This is a genomic window from Lysobacter xanthus (assembly GCF_047159895.1).
On sequence record NZ_BAAGAB020000021.1, the window covers coordinates 1 to 19,126 of the forward strand.

Here is a 19,126-nt window from a genome sequence, read left to right on the forward strand (position 1 = left end):
GCGAGGCGGCGTGGAACCTGCTGCCGCTGCGCGGCGAACCGCCCATGACGCGCTTCCTCGCCGAGCAGCTCGTCACGACCCACTGGTATTCGATGGCGCCTTGCGCGCGTGACTTCGGCTGGACGCCGGCGGTGTCGTTCGAGCAGGGCCTGGGCCGGCTGCGCGAGGCCTGGCAGCCCGGCTGAGTACCCGCGGTTGCGGCGGCCACGCGTAAGTAAACACGCTCGATCCACGGGCGGTCGGCGCGTCACGCCGTACGCAAGTCTTCTCCGCCGGTGCGGTCTGGGAACCGGTCCGCCGCTTCGGGCGTCCACACGGTCCGTAACGCCCGGCGGGGGTGGCACCCCTACAATGCGCCGATGGACGACGCACGCCGCACGCCGCTCGACACGCTGAAGCCGCTCGCCGGGCGCGCGCTCGAGGCCGCGCTCAACCGCGCCCTGGCGCTCGACCCGGATACTCGTGACGGACTGCGTGCGCTCGACGGTCGTCGACTGGTGCTGCGCCTGGCGACGCCCCCGCTCGCGCTGCAGGTGAGCGTCGAGGGCGACCGCCTGCGCGTCGGGCCGGCCGAGGGCGCCGAGCCCGACCTCTCGGTGCGTGCCACGATCGGCGGCCTCATCGCGCAACTGCCTTTCATGCGCCGCGACGATGCACCGTCGATCGGCAGCCTGCGCATCGAGGGCGATGCCGACCTCGCGCGTCGCCTGCAGCGCCTCGCCGAGCGCTTCGATCCCGACTGGCAGCGTCCCTTCGTCGCGGCCTTCGGCGACGTCGCGGGCGTGCAGGTCGCCCACGTGTTCGCCGGGGCGCTGCGTGGCGCGCGCACGGCCGCCGGCGTCGCGGCCACCAATGCCGCCGACTTCGTGCAACACGAATCGCGCGACGTGGTCGGTCGCGACGAACTCGGCGCCTTCGTCGACGACGTGGACACGCTGCGCGACGACGTGGAGCGCATGGCCGCGCGCGTCGAGCGCCTGCGCGGCCGGGCGGCGCGATGACGCCGGTGCTGCGCGCCTGGCGCATCGGCCGCGTGCTGCTGCGCTACCGCCTCGATGCGCTTCTCGACGGCACGCCGGCCGAGCGATGGCTGCGCCTGGCCCGACCCTTCGTGCCGCGCGCCTCCGCCGAGGTCGCCCGGCTCGGCCGCGGCGCGCGCCTGCGCATGGCGCTGCAGGAGCTCGGCCCGATCTTCGTGAAGTTCGGGCAGATCCTGTCGACGCGCCGCGATCTGGTGCCGGCCGACATCGCCGACGAACTCGCCCTGTTGCAGGACCGCGTGCAGCCGTTCGACGGCGAAATCGCGCGCGGCATCGTCGAGCAGGCACTGGGCCTGCCGGTCACCGAGGCGTTCGCGAGCTTCGACACCACGCCGCTCGCATCCGCCTCGATCGCCCAGGTGCATCCGGCGACGCTGCCGGGCAGCGGTCGCGAGGTGGTGGTCAAGGTACTGCGGCCGGGCATCCGCCGGCAGATCACGCAGGACATTGCGCTGCTGCGCGCGCTCGCGGGCGTGGTCGAGCGGACGCATCCGCGCGCTTCGATGATCCGCCCGCACGCGGTGGTCGACGAGATCGAGCACACGCTCGACGCCGAACTCGACCTGCAGCGCGAGGGCGGCAACGCGAGCGTGCTGCGCCGCTTCTGGGAAGGCAGCGACGATCTCTACGTGCCCGAGGTGATCTGGTCGCACAGCGGCGACCGCGTGCTCACGCTCGAGCGCGTCTACGGCATTCCCTCGGACGACATCGAGGCGCTCGACGCCGCGGGCATCGACCGTGGCGCGCTCGCCGAGAAGGGCGTGCGCCTGTTCTACACGCAGGTGTTCCGCGACAACTTCTTCCATGCCGATGCGCATGCCGGCAACATCTGGGTCGACAGCGATCCGGCGCGTCGCGCGAATCCGCGCTTCATCGCGCTCGATTTCGGGATCATGGGACAGCTCTCCAGCGAGGACCAGTACTGGCTCGCGGAGAACTTCATGGCGATCTTCAATCGCGATTACCGGCGCATCGCCGAACTGCACGTCGATGCCGGCTGGATGCCCGCGCACACACGCATCGACGAACTGGAAGCGGCCGCGCGGGCGGTCTGCGAGCCGTACTTCACCCGGCCGCTGTCGGAAGTGCCGCTCGCCGAAGTCATGGTGAAGCTGTTCCGGACTGCGCAGAAGTACGAGCTGACTCTGCAGCCGCAGCTGATCCTGTTGCAGAAGACGCTGCTGAACATCGAGGGCGTGGGCCGCCTGCTCGATCCGCGCATCGACATCTGGGGCGTGGCCAAGCCGGTGCTGGAGAAGATCCTGCGCCAGCGCTACAGCCCGAGGCGCCTCGCGCGGGAGTTCCGCCAGCGCCTGCCCGAGCTCGTGACGCATGCGCCCGAGATGCCGCGCCTGCTGCATACGTGGCTCAAGCAGCAGGTGGAGGGTCGTCACGAACTGCAGCTGCGTTCGGCGGAACTCACCTCGCTGGTGGACGAGGTGCGCCGCATGCAGCGCCGCACCGTGGCCGCGATTCTCGGCACCGGCCTGATGATCGTGGCGGCGCTGCTGTATGCGCTCGACGCCGGGGGCCCGAAGCTGTGGTCGGTGCCGGCCGCGGCATGGATCGCGGGCCTCGCGGGCCTGTGGGCACTGCGCGCGGGGTGGCCGAGGCGCTGACGCCTCAGCAGTACCCGATACGGATTCCGCCGCGGCCGTCGCGCTTGGCGGCGTACATGGCCTCGTCGGCGCAGTGCATCAGTTCGGACGCGTCGAGGGCCGGGCCGCGCTGCGCGGCGATGCCGATGCTGGTTGTCATGCTGAGCTTGCGATCGCCGAATTCGAGCGGCGCCTGCATCGCCGCGATGATCTTCCGGGCGACCCGCGGGGGATCGCCTTCCAGATCGGTCACGCGGTCGAGCAGCACCACGAACTCGTCGCCGGCCAGGCGCGCGACGAAGTCGCTGCGGCGCAGCGTCGCGCGGAGGCGGTGGGCGAATTCCCGCAGCACCGCGTCGCCCGCGGCGTGGCCACAGGTGTCGTTGATGTGCTTGAAGCGGTCGAGGTCGAGGAACATCACCGCCACCGGCTGGCCGGCGCGTTGTGCACGGCCCAACGCGCGCTCCAGCTCCGCGGTCCACGCGGCGCGGTTCGGAAGTCCGGTGAGCTCGTCCTGCAGCGCGCGCTGCGCCATCACCTGGGCGAGCCGTTCGTGCGCGTCCGTGGCCATCTGGCGCGCGAGCACCCCGGCGATGAACTGCGCGGCGAGTTGCAGCGCATGCACGTCGATGGCGTCGAATGCCGCCGGCTCGGCGGCCACCGCCTTGAGCGCGCCGGTGGCCTGGCCGCCGTGCAGGAGCGGCGCGACCAGCATCGAGCGCGCCCCGATCGCGCGGCAGGCCGCGCGGTTCACGCGCGGATCGGTCTCGGTGTCCACCGCCTGGAGTACGCGGCGTTCGGCGACGCACAGGCCCGAGAGGCTCGTGGCGCGGTCGAGTCGCAGGCCCACATGCCCGGCCACGACGCCGGATGCGGCGCGATAGACCATCTCGTCGTCGTCGGCGACTTCGAGGACGGCGCCGACGCAGCGCGTGAGGCGCTGCACGGTTTCCACGACGGCCTGCATCAGGCGGTCGGTGCCGTCGTCACGCGCGCTGAGGTCGCCCAGCGCGATCACCAGCTCGAGCAGGCGGTCGCGCTCGTGGCGGAGGGCATCGTCGGGACGGTTCGTGTCGCTCATGCATTCCCAGCGTAGACGAACGCGCCGGCCGCCGCGTCAATCCGGCGCGCAGGCGCGGTCGGCGTTCAACTCCGGTCGCGTTTGGACCGTCGATGCCTGCCGTGGCGACGTGACGGTCCCGACTTCACTTCGCCGCGGCCGCCGCCTTCGCGAAATCCCCGGCGAGGTAAACGCTCAGCTTCGACGGGTCGAAATGGCGGCGGATCGCGGCGTTCACGTCGGCCACCGTCAGCGCGGCGAAGCGCGCGTCGAGCGCCGACTGGAACGCCATCGTGCGGCCGAGGTAGAGGTTGCGGCCGAGGGTGCCGGCGATGCTGCCGTCGGACGCGCGCGACTGGCGGCGCTGCGTGAGCAGCCCGGCAACCGCATCGCGCAGTTCCTGCTCGGTCACGCCGTCGTGCAAGAGGCGCGCGAACTCCTCGCGCATCGCCTGCTCGACCTTTGCCGCGTTCTGCGGTGCGGCGATCGCCTGGATGCCGAGGCTGCCGGCATCGTCGCGGCCGGTCGGGCTCGCATCGGCGGACAGGCTGCTGCCCACGCCGTAGCTGAGGCCTTCCTTGCCGCGGATGCGGTCGCCCAGGCGCGAGCCCATGCTGCCGCCGCCGAGGATGTAGTTCGCGACCACGAGGGGGGCGTAATCCGCATCGGCCTCGTTCAGCGACAGGTTGTGGCGCGCGACGACCACCGCGTTCGACTTGTCCGGCGCTTCGATCTGCCGGCGCTCCGGCGCCACTTCGGTGAAGTGCGTCGGGACGGGCGCGTACTTCACCGGCGCCTTCCAGCCGGCGAACAGCATTTCGAGCTGTGCGCGCATCGCCGCGGCATCGAAATCGCCGACCACGCTGATCTCGCCCTCGGACGTGCCGTAGAAGCGCTGGTGGAACCGCCGCACGTCCTCGAGCTTGAGCGCGCGCATGTTCGCGAGCGACTCGTCGACGGTCTTGTGATGGAACGGATGGCCCACCGGCCACGGATCGAAGTGCGTGGCGAGCGCATCGCCCGCGAGCGCGCCCGGCTCCTTCCGCCCGGCCTCCATGCCGGTGATGGCCTGCAGGCGCAGTTGCTCGAATTCGGCTTCCGGGAAGGCGGGGTTGCGCAGGATGTCGGCCGCCAGGGCCAGCGCCTCGGCGATCGTCTCGCGCTTGCCGTCGAGCGCGATGCTCGCGCCCTGCAGGCCACCGCTCACGCTGCCCGCGGTGCGCAGGGCCTCGAAGCGCTGCGCGATCTGCTCGCGGTTCAGGCTCCGGCTGCCGCGCATCAGCAGCGCGCCCGCCACCGAGCCGGCGGGCGCGGGGCTGGTGCCCGCGGTCTCGACGTCGGCGAAGCGGAAGCTGGCGTTCACCACCACCGTGTCGCCGCGCGTGTCCTTCGGCAGCAGCGCCACCTTCAGCCCGTCCCCGATCGTGAAGAACTGCGCGCGCGACTGGATGTTCTCCGGCGTCGCCTCGAAGGCTTCGCCCTGCGCGACCGCCGCCCGGCCGGTGTAGCCCGCGAGTACGCTCGCCGCGCTCGGCGCGGCGACGATCTCGACCCGATCCGGCGCATCGTCCGGCACGAAACGGCCGAGCGTGCGGTTGCTCGGCTTGAAGTACGCGCGGGCCACGCGGTTGACGTCGTCCGCGGTGACCTTGGCGACGAGGTCGCGCTGCAGGAAGAACAGGCGCCAGTCGCCGTCCGCCACCGCGCCGGTGAGGCCCATTGCCACCGCGTTGACGTCGGTGAGGCTGCGTTCGAAGGCATTGGCGAAGCGTTGCTTGGAGCGCTCCACCTCCTCGGTGGTGACCGGCCGCGCCGAAACATCCTTTTCCACCAGGCGCAGGAGTTCCGCCTCGATGCGCGGCGCGTCCGCGTCCTTCGGCGCGCTCACGTAGAACGTCGCTAGGCCCGGCTCGCGCAGGCCGTCGGCGCCCGCGCCTGCACCGGCCGCGAGCTTGGTCTCCACCAGCGCCTTGTGCAGGCGGCCGGTCGGCGTGTCGCCGAGCACGTCGAGCAGCACGGCGAGCGGCGCGGTGTCGGCATGCGTCGCGCCCGGCACGTGGTAGGCGGCCAGCGCGAGGCGCACGTCGCCGCGACGGCGCACGGTGACCTCGCGTTCGCCGTCCTGCGTCGGCTCGATGGTGTAGGCGACGGGCAGCGCCGCGCGGGGCCGCGCGATCGGGCCGAACGCCCGGGCGACGGAGGCCAAGGTGCGCGCCGGGTCGATGCGGCCGGCGACGACGAGCGTCGCGTTGTCGGGTCGGTACCACGTGCGGTAGAACGCCTGCAGGCGCTCGATCGGCACGTTCTCGACGTCGCTGCGCGCGCCGATCGTGGTGTTGCCGTAGTTGTGCCACTGGTAGGCGGTGGCGCGCAGGCGCTCGCCCAGCGCGCTGCCCGGGCTGTTGTCGTTGCGCTCGAGCTCATTGCGCACGACGGTCATCTCGGAGTCGAGATCCTTCTTCGCAATGGCGGAGTTCACCATGCGATCCGCTTCCAGCCCGAGCATCCAGTCGAGCTTCGCCTCGTCGGCCGGGAAGACGCCGAAGTAGTTCGTGCGGTCGAGCGACGTGGTGGCGTTGTAGGAGACGCCACGCTTCTTCATCTCGACGGGAATGTCCGCATGCTTGGGCGTGCCCTTGAACATCAGGTGCTCGAGCAGGTGCGCCATGCCGGTCTCGCCGTAGTTCTCGTGCACCGAGCCGACGCCGTAGGTGATGTTCACCGTGACGGTCGGGCGGCTCGCATCCGGGAACAGCAGCACGCGCAGGCCGTTCGCCAGCCGGTATTCGCAGATGCCTTCCAGGCAGGGGCCCGCGGTCGTGCCCTTGGGCAATGCGGCCGGCGCGAGCGGCGCGGCGAAGGCGGGAACGAGGGCGATCGCGCAGGCGAGCGCGAGCGGAAGCAGTCGGGTCCGTGGCATGTCGAGTCCTGGAATGGGGCACCGGCCTCCCCGGCCGGGCGCCCATTGTGCCCGCGCTCCCGCGTCAGGCGCAGACCGCCTTGCCGCAGGCATCGCCCGCCGCCCACGCCCACTGGAAGTTGTAGCCGCCGAGCCAGCCGGTGACGTCGACCACCTCGCCGACGAAGTACAGCCCCGGCACGCGCCGCGATTCCATGGTGCTCGACGAGAGCTCGTGCGTGTCCACGCCGCCGAGCGTGACCTCCGCGGTGCGATAGCCCTCGGTGCCGCTCGCCACGACGGGGAAACGCTGCAGCAGCGCCGCGGCCTCGCGCAGCTGCGGCGGGTCGATCTGCTTCATCGGACGGTCGGGCAACCATGCTTCGCAGAGGCGCTGCGCGAAGCGCTTGGGCAGCAGGTCGGACAACACGGTGTGCAGCATCGCCGCGGGGCGCGCCGCCCGCTGCGCGGTCAGTACGTCGAGTGCATCGCGACCGGGCAGCAGGTCGAGCGTGAGCGCATCGCCGGGTTGCCAGTACGACGAGATCTGCAGGATCGACGGCCCGCTCAGGCCGCGATGGGTGATCAGCATCTGGTTGCTGAAGCTCGCACCGTTCGCATCGACGGTCACCGGGAAGGCCACGCCGCTCAGGCCTTCGAAGCGCTGCTGGTGGGTGCCGCTCAGGGTGAGCGGCACGAGGCCGGCCCGCGTCGGCAGCACGGTGTGTCCGAACGTCCGTGCCAACTCGTAGCCGAAACCGCTCGCGCCCATGCTCGGAATCGAGAGCCCACCGGTGGCCACCGCCAGCGCGCGGGCGCGGAACGGGCCCGCGGTAGTGCGTGCCTGGAAGTCGCGCTCACCGATCGCATCGACCTGCTCGACGCTGCAGCCGGTGAGGATGCGCACGCCGGCCGCATCGCATTCGTCGACCAGCATCTTCACGATGAGCTTGGACGACTCGTCGCAGAAGAGCTGCCCGAGTTCCTTCTCGTGGTAGGCGATGCCGTGGCGCTCGACCATCTCGATGAAGTGCCACGGCGTGTAGCGCGCCAGCGCCGACTTGGCGAAGTGCGGATTGCCCGACAGGTAGTTCGCCGGTGTGGTGCCGGTATTGGTGAAATTGCAGCGCCCGCCGCCCGACATCAGGATCTTCTTGCCGACGCGGTTCGCATGCTCGACCACCACCACGCGCAGACCGCGGCGACCGGCGGTGAACGCGGTCATCAGGCCGGCGGCGCCACCACCGATCACGAGGACGTCGACGTCTTGCATGGGCTCGGCAGGCAGCGCGCGGAACGCGGGCCGCGCAGTATCGCCGCCACGCGATGAACGCGCGACGGCGTGCTCGGGTCAGAACGTCGCGCGGAGCTGGAGGCCCGCCTCGACGTCGCGCGCATCGCGGTCGAGCCCCGCGCGGGCGTCGGCCTGCAGGTCGAGCGACCGCCCGAGCGCGTATTTCATGCGCAGCAGCGCATGCGACGTGGAGGCGTCGGCGCGCATGCCCGGCATCGAGACGTCGAGCAGGTCCACGACGCGTGCGGCGATGCCGTCGCCCGTGTCCAGTCGCCGCCGCGCGACCTCGACGCCGGTCCCCACCGAGAACGCGGATGAGACCTGCAGCTCGGCGATCGCGCCGGCTGCGAGTTCGCGGACGTGCGCGGACGAGGCGCCGTACGCGACGGGGAAGCCGCCGCCCGTTTCGACGTAGGAGTCGGTGCGCGTGCGCGACCAGGCGTGGGTGAGGTACGGCGAGAGGCCGAGCCGGCCGCGGCGCAGCGCATCCGTCCAGTCCAGGCGCGCGACCGCGGCGTCGAAGCGACCGTCCGGGCGCGCGGTGGACACGTCGGTGCCCGCGCCGTTCGCATAGCGGCGCTCCACCACGCCATCGAAGCGGCCGCGGTAGCCGGTCAGGCTCGCGTCGAGCCGGCCGAGAGGGACCGCGATGCCGGCGAGCGTGTAGCGGCCCTCGAGGTCGCTGCGCCCCGACGGACCGGAGCGCGCGGTGTCCACGCGACCGGTGCCGAGCGCGAGCCGAACCGGGCCCGCATCGACGCAGCCGCCGAGTTCCCGGGCGTCGAGGTCGGGGCCGTCGTCGCGATAGCGCACGCGCGACGCCGAAACCCAGCCGCAGCCGCGCGAGTCCGTCGTCCGCGTCGCGTTCCAGCCACCGGGGCGGCGGGCGGTGGCGACGGCGCCGGTCGCCAGCAGCGCCCCCGAGTCCAGCGTCAGCAGGCCCGAGGCCACCACCCCGCCGCGAAAGCCGTCGAGATCGCCGATGAAGCCGTTGCCCGCGCTGGCGATTCGCGCCAGGTAGGAGAACTCGCTGGGCAGGTCGGCCGGCACGTCGGTGCGGCGGTATGTGCCGATCACCACGTTCCCGTTGTAGTTGGTGTCGGTCGCCGACCACAGCACCACGCCGGGCGGCAGGCCGACGCCGCCGCCGGCCAGCCACGCCGCGATCGACTGCATTCCCGTGGTCGCGGTCCAGCGGAACGGATTGCCCGCGGGGAGGCCGCCCGCGGTGAAGCCGCTGTCGCCGACCACGACGTTTCCGTCGCCGGAGACCGCCGTCGCGCGCGACGCGCCCTGTCCCGCCAGCGTTCCCAGCGCGGCGATGCCGCCGGTGCGCGTCCAGCGGAACGCCAGCGCGCTACCGTCGGCGAAGCCGTAGCCGACTGCGACGTTGCCGTCGAAGGAGATGTCGGTGCCGAAACTGAAGGGGCTGCCGCCCACGCTGCCGAGGTCCACCGCGCGTCCGTCCGGCCCCCACAGCGTCGCGCGGGTGACCCCGCTTCCCCCGCTGGACAGGGTCGACTCGCCGACGACCCAGCTGCCGTTGTAGGACGCCGCGAGCGCCCGCGACGGGCCCTCGCCGAGGCCGACCAAGGGTCGCGTGCCGGAGGACGCCGTCCACACGAACGCGGCCGGCGCCAGGAAGCCGAAGGCACTCGATCCCACGACGGTGCCGCCGTCGCCGGACACCCCCAGTGCGCGGGTGGACTGCGGAAGGGCGGGGCCGTCCGAAGACCAGGCCAGGCCGGGGATCGCGCGAAGGCCCAGTGCCGCCGTCCAGATGAACGCCGACGACGGTTCGGGCGGGAAGCCGCAGGCGCCGACGCAGGCCGTCTGCCCGTAACCCACGACCGTGCGGCCATCGGCGCTGATGCCCGTGGCGATGCTCTCGCGCGTGCCGAAGCCGGGGCGATCGTAGATGCCCGTCGGGTTGAGCGGCACGCCGGTGGCATTGGCCGGATAGCCGAGCCCGACGGTGACGCCGCCTGTCGAGACGAAGGCCTGGCTGCCGCCGCCCCAGCCCAGCCAGCCGTAGCAGAGCAGGGTGCAGCCGCGGTAATAGCGGTACTGCTCCTCGTAGAACTGATGCGTGCCGGCGACGGTCGAGCCGTCCGCCGACAGTGCCGTGGCGAGCACGCGCGTGTTGCCGCGCATGTCGCCGACCTGCGGACTGGCCGGACCGCTGCCGGGCAGCGTGGTGCCGTACCCCGGGATGCCCGGGATCGTCGTGAAGACCTGCGCGCGGGCAGGAGGCGCGGCGCCGAGGGCGACGGCGATCGCCACGGCGAGCGTGGCGGCGGTTCGAGGCGTGGGGTAGGACATGGCGGCGCTCCTGCGGGCTCGTCCGCGCGCTCGGATGCGCGCGGATCGAGCCTACTCCCGCAGGCGTCGTGAATCAGCGGCCCAGCGCGCCCTGGAACAGCTCGCGGATGCGGCGGTACTCGTCGTACCAGGCATCCGGGTGGGTGAACCCGTGACGCTCCAGCGGATACGGCGCGATCGACCACTTGTCCTTGCGCAGTTCGATGAGCTTCTGCGTGAGCATCACCGAGTCCTTGAAGAAGACGTTGTCGTCGATCATGCCGTGCGCGATCAGCAGGTGGTCCTGCAGGCCGGCCGCGTATTCGATCGGCGAGCTGAGCTTGTAGGCGTCCGGATCGAGCTCGGGCGTGTTGAGGATGTTGCTGGTGTACTCGTGGTTGTACTGCGACCAGTCGGTCACCGGGCGCAGCGCGGCGCCGGCCTTGAAGGTGCCCGGGCTCTTGAACAGCGCGATCAGCGACATGAAGCCGCCGTAGCTGCCGCCGTAGATGCCCGCGCGGTCGCGGTCGGCATGCCGGTTCGCCACCGCCCAGTCCAGGCCGTCGACGTAATCCTGCAGCTCCGGCACGCCCATCTGCCGGTAGATCGCCGTGCGCCAGTCGCGGCCGTAGCCGCTGGAGGCGCGGTAGTCGAGGTCGAGCACCACGTAACCGGCGTCGACGAGCAGGTTGTTGAACATCTGCTCGCGGAAGTACGTCGGGTAGCGGTCGTGCACGTTCTGCAGGTAACCGGCGCCGTGCACGAACATCACGATCGGATACGTCTTCGACGGGTCGACGTTCTTCGGGCCGTAGAACTTGCCCCAGACCGTGCCCGCGCCGTGCTTGCTCGGCACCTTCACGTACTCGGGCTGGGTCCAGTCGATCGCCTTGAACTGCGCGCTGCGGGTGTCGGTGAGTTCGCGCACGTCGCCACCGGCGGCCGCGACGACCGCGAGCTGCGCGGGCACGTAGTTGTCGGAATGGCGCACGAGCAGCTTCGACTCGTCGGGCGACAGCACGAAGCCCTCGACACCGTCGAGCGCGGTGACCTCGCGCACGCCGCCGCCGTCCACGTCGGTCGCGCAGACCTCGTAGTCGCCCGGCCAGTCGCGATTGCACTGGAAGAAGAAGCGGCGCCCGTCGCGCGTCGGCATCGGCGACGACACTTCCCAGTTGCCGGAGGTGACCGCGCGCGCGGTACCCGCCGCATCGCTGACGTAGAGATGCGAGTAGCCGCTCTTTTCGGACAGGAACCACAGCCGGTTGCGACCGTTCGCGCCGGGCAGCCAGCCGAAGTCGTTGAAGTTCCAGTTGATCCACGCGGGATCGGTGAGGCGGTCGCGCGCAACGAGCTTCTTCGCGGCGGTGTCGACCTGTGCGATCCAGCGGTCCTTGTTGTCGGTCGCACGCACCAGCACGGCGGCGTCGCGGCCGTCGGCGCTCCAGTGGATCGCGGGGCCGCTGCCGTCGCCGTCGGTCTCGATGCGGGCCTCGCGCGCGCCCTCGAGCGGCTTCTTGCCGGCCTTCTTCCGAAGGTCCGCGAGCGGATCGACCTTGATGCCCGGCAGGTCGTCGAACTTCAGCGGCGTGACCGCGCCGGTGGCGACCTCGACCAGCCACAGCGAATGCGGCGCGGGCGCATTGCGGCCGACGCGCGTGCGCACCTCCTCGAATTCCTCGTAGCCGGACTCGGTGACGTACTTCGGCATCTTGCCCTGCGTGCCGAGATCCGCGCCCTTCGGATACGTCACCGCCAGCAGCCAGCGGCCGTCGGGCGAGAGCGCGCTGTCGACCAGCTCCACGTCCTTGCCGAGGTAGGCGGGCGGCGGCGCGGCGGTCGGGTCGGCGGCGCGCCAGGCCTTGTCCTGCGCCTTCGCGGCGTCACGCTTCTCGCGGTCGGTGCGCAGCGTGTCGATCAGGCGCAGCTGGCGCGCGCGCAGGTCGTCGTCCTTCTTCGCCTTGTCCGGATCGTCGCTGGTCTTCAGCGCGGAGGCCTGCGCCATGCCGCTGCCTGCGCGCCACGCGAACCAGTCGTTGCCGGCGCGGAAGACGAGTTGGCCCTGCGGCCCCCACTGCGGGCGCGATTCCTGTGCATCGGTGCGGGTGACCTGCAGCAGGGCGCCGGTCTTGAGGTCGCGCACGAAGATGTCGCCGTTGCGCGCGAACGCCATGCGGCTGCCGCTGGCGTCGACCACCGCATCGGCGCCGTCGATGCCGGCGCGTTCGGCGCCGTCGACCTTCGCCGCGGTGCCGCCGGCGATCGGCTGCCGGAACGTGTCGCGCACGGTCGCGCCGGTGCGCTTCTGCGTGTAGTACGCGGACTGCCCGTCCCACGACCACCAGGCCTGCTCCACGGCATTGCCGATCCAGTCGGGATCGGCCATGGCCTGTTCGAGCGTGATGCGCGGGGCCGTCTGCGCGGCGGCGAGCGGGGCGAGGCCCGCGAGGATCAGGGCGGTGACGAGGCTGCTGCGACGCATCGGTGGGTCCGTCGAACGAAGTCGGCGGAGCGTAGCAGCCGCCGGCGAACGGCGGCTGTGGCGCACGTCATCGTCGGGCCCGCATCGGGTACACGTCGCCGCACCGTCCGCGTGCAGCGGCCGGTCGTCACGAACCGCGGCCGCGGTGAAACGTCCGCCCGCCGCGGCCGTGAAGGCGCTCGTGGCGCATCCGGACGCCGCGTTTTTCCGTATCCGCGACCGTCGTCGCATCGACGACAAGACCGCATTCGACGGTCGGCAACGGCGCATGACGCGTGCGCGTTCGACGGCGTCACCGGGGTGGTTCGATCGCCGTTGCAGGCGCACAATACGCAGGCGAATAGAAGACCACCGGATCGTAGGGAGAGCCCTCGATGGATGCGCTGCTGCTGTCACGGATCCAGTTCGGATTCGTGATCTCGTTCCACATCATGTTTCCCGCCTTCACCATCGGCCTCGCCAGCTGGCTCGCGTTCTGCGAATGGCGGTGGCTGCGGACGCGCGAGAGCGTCTGGCGCGACATCTACTTCTTCTGGCTGCGCATCTTCGCGCTCAGCTTCGGCATGGGCGTGGTCAGTGGCATCGTGATGAGTTTCCAGTTCGGCACGAACTGGGCGGTGCTCAGCGAACGCGCGGGCAACATCCTCGGCCCGCTGATGACGTACGAGGTGCTGACGGCCTTCTTCCTCGAAGCGACGTTCCTCGGCGTGATGCTGTTCGGTGCGAAGAAGGTGCCGGAAAAGCTGCACTTCTTCGCCACCTGCATGGTCGCCTTCGGCACGCTGGTGTCGACGTTCTGGATCATCTCGGCCAACAGCTGGATGCACACGCCGGACGGCTACACGCTGACGGCGGCGGGTGTCTTCGAGCCGGCCGACTGGTCGAAGATCATTTTCAATCCATCGTTCCCGTACCGCCTCGCGCACATGGTGCTCGCGGCGTTCATCACCACCTGCTTCGTGATCGGCGGCGTGAGTGCCGCCTACCTGTGGCGGCGCGAGCACGTCGAGGCCGCGAAGAAGATGATGCGTATGGCGGTGCTGTTCGCGGCGATCACGGTGCCGACGCAGATCCTCGTCGGCGACCTGCACGGGCTCGAGGTCGGCGAATATCAACCTACGAAACTCGCCGCCATCGAAGCGCACTGGGAATCCGGCGAGCCGGGCGCCGGCGTGCCGCTCGTGCTGTTCGCGGTGCCGGATGCGCAGGGTGAGCGCAACCGCTACGAGGTCGCGCTGCCACGCATCGGCTCGCTGATCCTGACGCACAGCTGGGCGGGCGAGATCCGTCCGCTCAAGGCGGTGCCGCGCGACGAGCGTCCGCCGGTCGCGCCGGTGTTCTTCTCCTTCCGCATCATGGTCGGGCTCGGCATGGCGATGCTGGCCCTCGCGCTCGCATCGGCGTGGCAGCTGCGCCGCGGGCGGCTGTTCGAGTCGCGCCTGCTGCTCAACGGCTGGCGACTGATGACGTTCGCCGGCTTCGTCGCGCTGCTGACCGGCTGGTACGTCGCCGAGATCGGCCGCCAGCCGTGGGTGGTCTACGGCCTGCTGCGCACTGCGCATGCGGTGAGCCCGATGCTGACCACGGGCGAGGTCGTCGCGTCGATCGCGGCGTTCGTGCTGGTGTACGCGATCGTGTTCGGCGCGGGCATCTGGTACATCCGCAAGCTCGTGCGCAAGGGGCCGGTGCCGCACGACCCGGGCCCGGATGCGGAGGAGGGCGAGCGACGCCCGAAGCGCCCGCTGTCGGTGGGCTCGGACTTCGGCGACGAGGACATCCGCGAGGCCCGCACGTGAGCGCGGCGACCGTGCTGCCGGTAATGTGGTTCGGCGTGATCGGCTTCGGCGTGCTGATGTACGTGCTGCTCGACGGCTTCGTGCTCGGGCTCGGCATCCTCGCGCCGTTCGCGCGCGACGAGGACGAGCTCGACCACATGATGAACACCGCGGCGCCGATCTGGGACGGCAACGAGACCTGGCTGGTGCTCGGCGGCGCCGGCCTGCTCGCGGCATTTCCCAAGGCGTACGCACTGATGCTGTCGGCGCTCTACCTGCCCGTGCTGTTGATGCTGATCGCGCTGATCTTCCGCGGCGTTGCCTTCGAGTTCCGCTTCAAGGCCACGCGCGCCCGGCGGTTCTGGGGCGCGGCCTTCGGGCTGGGCTCCACGTTCGCCGCGTTCGCGCAGGGCGTGATCCTCGGCTCGATCGTGGAGGGCATGCCGCTGCAGGCCGGCAAGTACGTCGGCGGCGCGTTCGGCTGGTTCAGCCCGTTCTCGATGCTGACCGGCGTCGCCGTCGTCTTCGGTTACGCGCTGCTCGGCTCGACGTGGCTGATCCTCAAGACCGAGGGCCGGCTGCAGCGCCTCGCGCGGCACATGGCGCGGCCGCTGGTGATGGTGGTGGTCGCCTTCATGGGGCTGGTCAGCGCCTGGCTGCCGTTTCTCGACTCGCGGATCATGGCGCGCTGGTTCGACGGCGGGCATTTCTGGTGGCTCGCGCCGGTGCCGGTGCTCGCGCTGGCCAACGCAGCCTGGCTGTGGCGCGTCGCCCTGCGCGACGGTCGCGACGCCACGCCCTTCCTGCTCACGCTGAGCTTCTTCGTGCTCGGCTTCGCGGGGCTGGTGCTGGGGGTCTGGCCGTACATCATCCCGCCGTCGCTCACGATCTGGAGCGCGGCTTCGCCGCCGTCGTCGCAGATGTTCGTGATGGTCGGCATGGCGGTGCTGCTGCCGGCGATCCTCGGCTACACGTGGTGGTCCTACCGCGTGTTCGCCGGCAAGGTGGCGGCGGAGTCGGGCTACCACCACTAGCCGCGTCCACTGACGGCCGCGTACGGCGCAGCGGGTATGCTGTGCCGACGCCTTCCCCGAGCGTGGCCGCCATGCACGCCTACGTCTACAAGAGCCTTCGCAAGGCCGACACCTACGTCTACCTCGCGCAGCGCGACGATTTCGCCCCGCTGCCCGACGCCGTGCGCGCGCAGCTCGGCGGTCTGGAGTTCGTGCTCGAGGTCGAGCTGACGCCCGAGCGCCGCCTCGCGCGCGTCGACGTCGCGCAGGTGCGCGATGCGCTCGCCGGGCGCGGCTTCTTCCTGCAGGTGCCACCGCCGCCCGATGCGGCGGCCTACGACGCCGGGGAGTACTACCGGAGCCGCGATGCCTGATCGCGCTTCCCGCCTGCGCGGCGTCGCGTTTCTCGTCGCGGCGGTCGCGCTGGCCGCCGTGGCGATCGTCGCCGTGCCCGCCGCGGCGCTCGGCGTGCTGCTCGCGCAGCCGCTCGCCGCGCTCGGCCTGCGCGTGATGAAGGGTCCGGCGGCCGGCTCACCGGCGCGTCATGGGCTCGCGCTGCTCGGCCTGTGGTCGCTCGCCACCGCCGCCACCGCCGCACTGCTCGCCTGGCCGCTCGACGCGCTGCTGCGCAGCGGCTCGCTGCCGGCGACGGTCGCGCTGAGCCTCGCGGTGGGCATCGTCCTGCTGCTGCTGTGGCCGACGTGGCCGCTGTGGTCGGGGATCGAGCGCGACGGCGACTGGCGTGCGCACTGGCGCGACATGCAGGACGTCGATCGTGCGGCCTGGCGCGGGCTCGGCATCGCCGCGGGCGTGTTCGCGCTCGCCACCACCACCGTGCTGCTCGGCTGGCCGGGCCTGCTCGAGGGCACCGCCCGGATCGCCGTCGCTGCGGCCGTCGCGCTCGCCGGGCCGGTCGTGCACCTCGCGATGCGCCGCCTCGGCAACGCCTCGGCCCCGGCGGTGGTCGCGCCCGCGGCTGCGGTCGAGCGGCCCGCGGCCGCGCCGGTCGTGGACACCGTGGTCGCCCCGCCGGCCGCCCCCGATCCGACGATGCTCGCGCGCGAGCTGTACGAGGCGGCGCGTGGCGGTCGCGTCGAGCGCGCACTCGCCCTGATCGATGCCGGCGCCGACGTGCAGGCGCCGCCCGGCGCGGGCGATCGCGACCAGCGCGCGCTGCCGGTGCTCGCCGCGGTGCTGCCGGACCTGCGCCTGCTGCGTGCGCTGATCGGCAAGGGCGTCGACCTCAACGCGGTCCATGCGGGCATGACGCCGCTGCTGGCCGCCACCCGGGACAGCTGGCACGGCCGCCCGGAGGCGGTGATGACGCTGCTGTCGAACGGCGCCGATCCGCGCAGCCGCGACGGCGAAGGCAATACCGCGCTGCACTACGCGGCGCGCAGCACCGACCCGGGCGTCGCCGCGCTGCTGCGCGACGCGGCCGCCGAACTGGACGCGCTCAACCGCGACGGCGTCTCGCCGCTCGGCATGGCCTGCGCCGCCGGCAACTGGCGCGTCGCCAAGTTCCTGCTCGAGCGCGGCGCACGGCCCGAGCCCGCGGGCGGCCAGCCGGTGCTGCTCGCCGCGGCCGGCAGCGAGGACGACGATCCCGCCGGCGTGCAGTTGCTGCTCAAGAGCAAGGCGCGCGTCGATGCCCGCGACCGCCAGGGCCGCAGCGCGCTCCACGTCGCCGCGCTCGCCGGCCACGTCGAGATCGTCAACGTGCTGCTGGACGCGGGGGCGGATCCGGCGCTCGCCGATGCGCAGGGCCGCACGCCGCTGATGGACGCGGTGCGCGGCGGCCATGACGACGTCGTCGAGGACCTGTTGCGCCAGCTGCCGGACGGGGGCGCGGAACAGGCGCGCCGCGTCGATGCCGACGGTCGCGGCCTGCTCTCGCTCGCCTGCGAATCCGACCGTGCGACGCCCGCGCTGGTCGAGCGCCTCATCGCGCTCGGCGCCGATCCCGCGCATGTCGACGCCGAGGGCAAGCGCCCGGTCGATCGCGCCGCCGAGGCCGGCCGCTGGTCGCTGGTCGCGGCGCTCGACGCCGGCTACCGGCTGCCCTCGACGCTGCGCGAGGACGACGACGCGCCGCTGCCGGACCGCACGCCGATGGCGTTGCTGCGCGAGGGCCTGCACGAAGGGCGCCGCGACCTCGACGACGTCGCGCGCCTGCTGTCGCCGGCCGATCTGGGCCTGCTGCTGCACGACGACACGATCGTCGCCGATCCCGCGAACGTCGACTGGCTGCTCGGCCACGGTGCCGATCCCTACGTGCGCGACGGCCAGGGCCAGACGCCCCTGTTCGTGCTGCTCGGCCGCGGTCCCGCCGCGCTGCCCGCGCTCCGTCGCCTGCTCGATGCCGGCGTCGTGCCGGCCGGGCGCGGCGGCCTGGCGCGATTCCTCGCCTCGTGCGCGGGCACCGACGCGACCTGCGCGCGACTCGCGCTCGAGCTGCTCGATCGCGGCGCCGATCCGTTCGGCCCGTCGCGCGGCGGCGATCCCGCCATCACGCTCGCGGTTCGCCTCGGCTGGCCGGAGCTCGTCGAGCGCCTGCTGGCCGCCGGCGCCGGACTCGACGCGCGCGACAGCCGCGGCATGAGCGCGCTGCACCTCGCCGCCGCGCTCGGTCGCCTGGACCTCGTGCAGCGGCTCGTCGCGCACGGCGCCTGCACCGAACTGCGCGCGGCCGACGGGCAGACCCCGCTGGGCGTCGCGCTCGCCTCCGGCCGGCGCGACATCGCCGACTGGCTCGACTGGCGCACGTGGCCGCTGCCGCGGCGTCCGCTGCGCGCGCAGGACATCCCGGCGGCGGCGATGGCCGGCGACGACGACGCGGTGCGGCGCCTGCTCGATCTCGGCCTGCCCGTCGACGCGGTCGATCGCCAGGGCTGCAGCGCGCTGCTCCGCGCTGCGGGCGGCGGACATCGCGCGGTGGTGGAACTGCTGCTCCGGCGCGGCGCCGATCCGGGACAGGCCGCGCAGTCGGGCGCGACGCCGCTGTCGGCCGCGGTCTCGATGCGCCACCTCGACATCGTCGACCGCCTCGTCGTCGCCGGCGTCTCGCTCGAGCAGCGCCTGCCGGGCGACCTCACCGTACTGATGGTCGCGAGCGCGCTGGGCCTGCCCGACCTCGTGCAGCGGCTGCTCGCCGCCGGCGCCGACGTGCAGGCGGTGGACGGGCACGGCCGCAACGCGCTGCATTGCTCCGCGATGTATGCCTTCACCGCGCGCGATCGCACGCGCGTGGTCGCGCTGTTCGACACCCTCGTGCTCGCCGGCGTCGAGGCGGACCACGCCGCCAACGGCGTCACGCCGATGCTGCTGCTGCTCGGCGCGCGCGCCGAGCCCGGCACCGCGGTCGACGAGGACGTGCTGCTCGCCGCACTGGAGCAACTGCTCGCCCACGACGTCCGGCTCGATGCGCGCGACCCACGCGGCTTCGGCCCCCTGCACCTCGCCGCACTGCACGGGCTGTCGCGGGTCGTGCAGCGCCTGCTGCGCGCGGGCGCGGACCCCGACCTGCGCGACTCGCTCAACCGCACGCCGCGCGAAATCGCGCTGATGCGCGGCTTCGTGGACATCGCCGCGGAGTTCGCCCCGGGCGACGGCGCTCGCGACATCTCGATGGCGCGGTTCCTGCGCGACCGCTGAGCCGCTCGCG

At 72.1% G+C, this 19,126-nt stretch carries 11 protein-coding genes and 1 pseudogene; 7 read left to right on the forward strand and 5 right to left on the reverse strand.

Annotated features, from left to right (window positions below):
• The 3 genes and pseudogenes from ACY35P_RS07420 to ubiB all read left to right on the forward strand — a co-directional run.
• A pseudogene (locus ACY35P_RS07420) lies at window positions 1-185 on the forward strand (3-beta hydroxysteroid dehydrogenase); the annotation flags it as partial.
• A gap of 174 nt (window positions 186-359) precedes the next feature.
• Window positions 360-1,001: a ubiquinone biosynthesis accessory factor UbiJ gene (locus tag ACY35P_RS07425; protein ID WP_462115198.1), complete on the forward strand. Its 642-nt coding sequence runs from the start codon at window positions 360-362 to the stop codon at window positions 999-1,001.
• Window positions 998-2,659 carry a ubiquinone biosynthesis regulatory protein kinase UbiB gene (gene ubiB / locus ACY35P_RS07430; RefSeq protein WP_462115199.1) on the forward strand — a complete coding sequence of 554 codons (1,662 nt, stop codon included), beginning with the start codon at window positions 998-1,000 and terminating at the stop codon, window positions 2,657-2,659. The genes ACY35P_RS07425 and ubiB overlap by 4 nt, the downstream gene beginning before the upstream one ends.
• Before the next feature lie 4 nt (window positions 2,660-2,663).
• Here the strand turns inward: ubiB and ACY35P_RS07435 are convergent, their stop codons facing one another.
• From ACY35P_RS07435 to ACY35P_RS07455, 5 genes are all read right to left on the reverse strand, one after another.
• Window positions 2,664-3,719, reverse strand: a complete 1,056-nt coding sequence (locus tag ACY35P_RS07435; protein WP_462115200.1) for a diguanylate cyclase domain-containing protein — start codon at window positions 3,717-3,719, stop codon at window positions 2,664-2,666.
• Window positions 3,720-3,843: 124 nt separating this feature from the next.
• Window positions 3,844-6,618 carry a M16 family metallopeptidase gene (locus ACY35P_RS07440; RefSeq protein ID WP_462115201.1) on the reverse strand — a complete coding sequence of 925 codons (2,775 nt, stop codon included), beginning with the start codon at window positions 6,616-6,618 and terminating at the stop codon, window positions 3,844-3,846.
• A 64-nt stretch (window positions 6,619-6,682) separates the two neighbouring features.
• The gene (locus tag ACY35P_RS07445; protein ID WP_462115202.1) at window positions 6,683-7,870 is read right to left on the reverse strand and encodes a BaiN/RdsA family NAD(P)/FAD-dependent oxidoreductase; all 1,188 of its coding nucleotides are present in this window, start codon (window positions 7,868-7,870) and stop codon (window positions 6,683-6,685) included.
• Between the two features lie 78 nt (window positions 7,871-7,948).
• On the reverse strand, window positions 7,949-10,213 hold the full coding sequence (locus tag ACY35P_RS07450; protein WP_462115203.1) for a hypothetical protein: 2,265 nt from the start codon (window positions 10,211-10,213) through the stop codon (window positions 7,949-7,951).
• 73 nt (window positions 10,214-10,286) lie between these two features.
• On the reverse strand, window positions 10,287-12,674 hold the full coding sequence (locus tag ACY35P_RS07455; protein ID WP_462115204.1) for a S9 family peptidase: 2,388 nt from the start codon (window positions 12,672-12,674) through the stop codon (window positions 10,287-10,289).
• Window positions 12,675-13,048: 374 nt separating this feature from the next.
• Between ACY35P_RS07455 and ACY35P_RS07460 the strand changes: the two genes are divergently transcribed.
• From ACY35P_RS07460 to ACY35P_RS07475, 4 genes are all read left to right on the forward strand, one after another.
• Entirely contained in the window at window positions 13,049-14,470 is a 1,422-nt protein-coding gene (locus ACY35P_RS07460; RefSeq protein ID WP_462115205.1) for a cytochrome ubiquinol oxidase subunit I, read from the forward strand.
• A 23-nt stretch (window positions 14,471-14,493) separates the two neighbouring features.
• Window positions 14,494-15,483 carry a cytochrome d ubiquinol oxidase subunit II gene (cydB, locus tag ACY35P_RS07465; RefSeq protein WP_462115225.1) on the forward strand — a complete coding sequence of 330 codons (990 nt, stop codon included), beginning with the start codon at window positions 14,494-14,496 and terminating at the stop codon, window positions 15,481-15,483.
• A gap of 71 nt (window positions 15,484-15,554) precedes the next feature.
• Window positions 15,555-15,836: a YcgL domain-containing protein gene (locus ACY35P_RS07470; RefSeq protein WP_462115206.1), complete on the forward strand. Its 282-nt coding sequence runs from the start codon at window positions 15,555-15,557 to the stop codon at window positions 15,834-15,836.
• Window positions 15,829-19,116, forward strand: coding sequence for an ankyrin repeat domain-containing protein (locus ACY35P_RS07475; protein WP_462115207.1), 3,288 nt, complete (start codon window positions 15,829-15,831; stop codon window positions 19,114-19,116). The genes ACY35P_RS07470 and ACY35P_RS07475 overlap by 8 nt, the downstream gene beginning before the upstream one ends.
• Window positions 19,117-19,126 lie beyond the last annotated feature (10 nt).

What these genes read in the sequence shown, in the direction of transcription:
- ACY35P_RS07425 (WP_462115198.1), top strand. Translation starts at nt 360, where the DNA reads ATGGACGACGCACGCCGCACGCCGCTCGACACGCTGAAGCCGCTCGCC.
- cydB (WP_462115225.1), top strand. Translation starts at nt 14,494, where the DNA reads ATGTGGTTCGGCGTGATCGGCTTCGGCGTGCTGATGTACGTGCTGCTC.
- ACY35P_RS07440 (WP_462115201.1), bottom strand. Translation starts at nt 6,618, where the DNA reads ATGCCACGGACCCGACTGCTTCCGCTCGCGCTCGCCTGCGCGATCGCC.
- ACY35P_RS07460 (WP_462115205.1), top strand. Translation starts at nt 13,049, where the DNA reads ATGGATGCGCTGCTGCTGTCACGGATCCAGTTCGGATTCGTGATCTCG.
- ACY35P_RS07455 (WP_462115204.1), bottom strand. Translation starts at nt 12,674, where the DNA reads ATGCGTCGCAGCAGCCTCGTCACCGCCCTGATCCTCGCGGGCCTCGCC.
- ACY35P_RS07475 (WP_462115207.1), top strand. Translation starts at nt 15,829, where the DNA reads ATGCCTGATCGCGCTTCCCGCCTGCGCGGCGTCGCGTTTCTCGTCGCG.
- ACY35P_RS07450 (WP_462115203.1), bottom strand. Translation starts at nt 10,213, where the DNA reads ATGTCCTACCCCACGCCTCGAACCGCCGCCACGCTCGCCGTGGCGATC.
- ACY35P_RS07470 (WP_462115206.1), top strand. Translation starts at nt 15,555, where the DNA reads ATGCACGCCTACGTCTACAAGAGCCTTCGCAAGGCCGACACCTACGTC.
- ACY35P_RS07435 (WP_462115200.1), bottom strand. Translation starts at nt 3,719, where the DNA reads ATGAGCGACACGAACCGTCCCGACGATGCCCTCCGCCACGAGCGCGAC.
- ACY35P_RS07445 (WP_462115202.1), bottom strand. Translation starts at nt 7,870, where the DNA reads ATGCAAGACGTCGACGTCCTCGTGATCGGTGGTGGCGCCGCCGGCCTG.
- ubiB (WP_462115199.1), top strand. Translation starts at nt 998, where the DNA reads ATGACGCCGGTGCTGCGCGCCTGGCGCATCGGCCGCGTGCTGCTGCGC.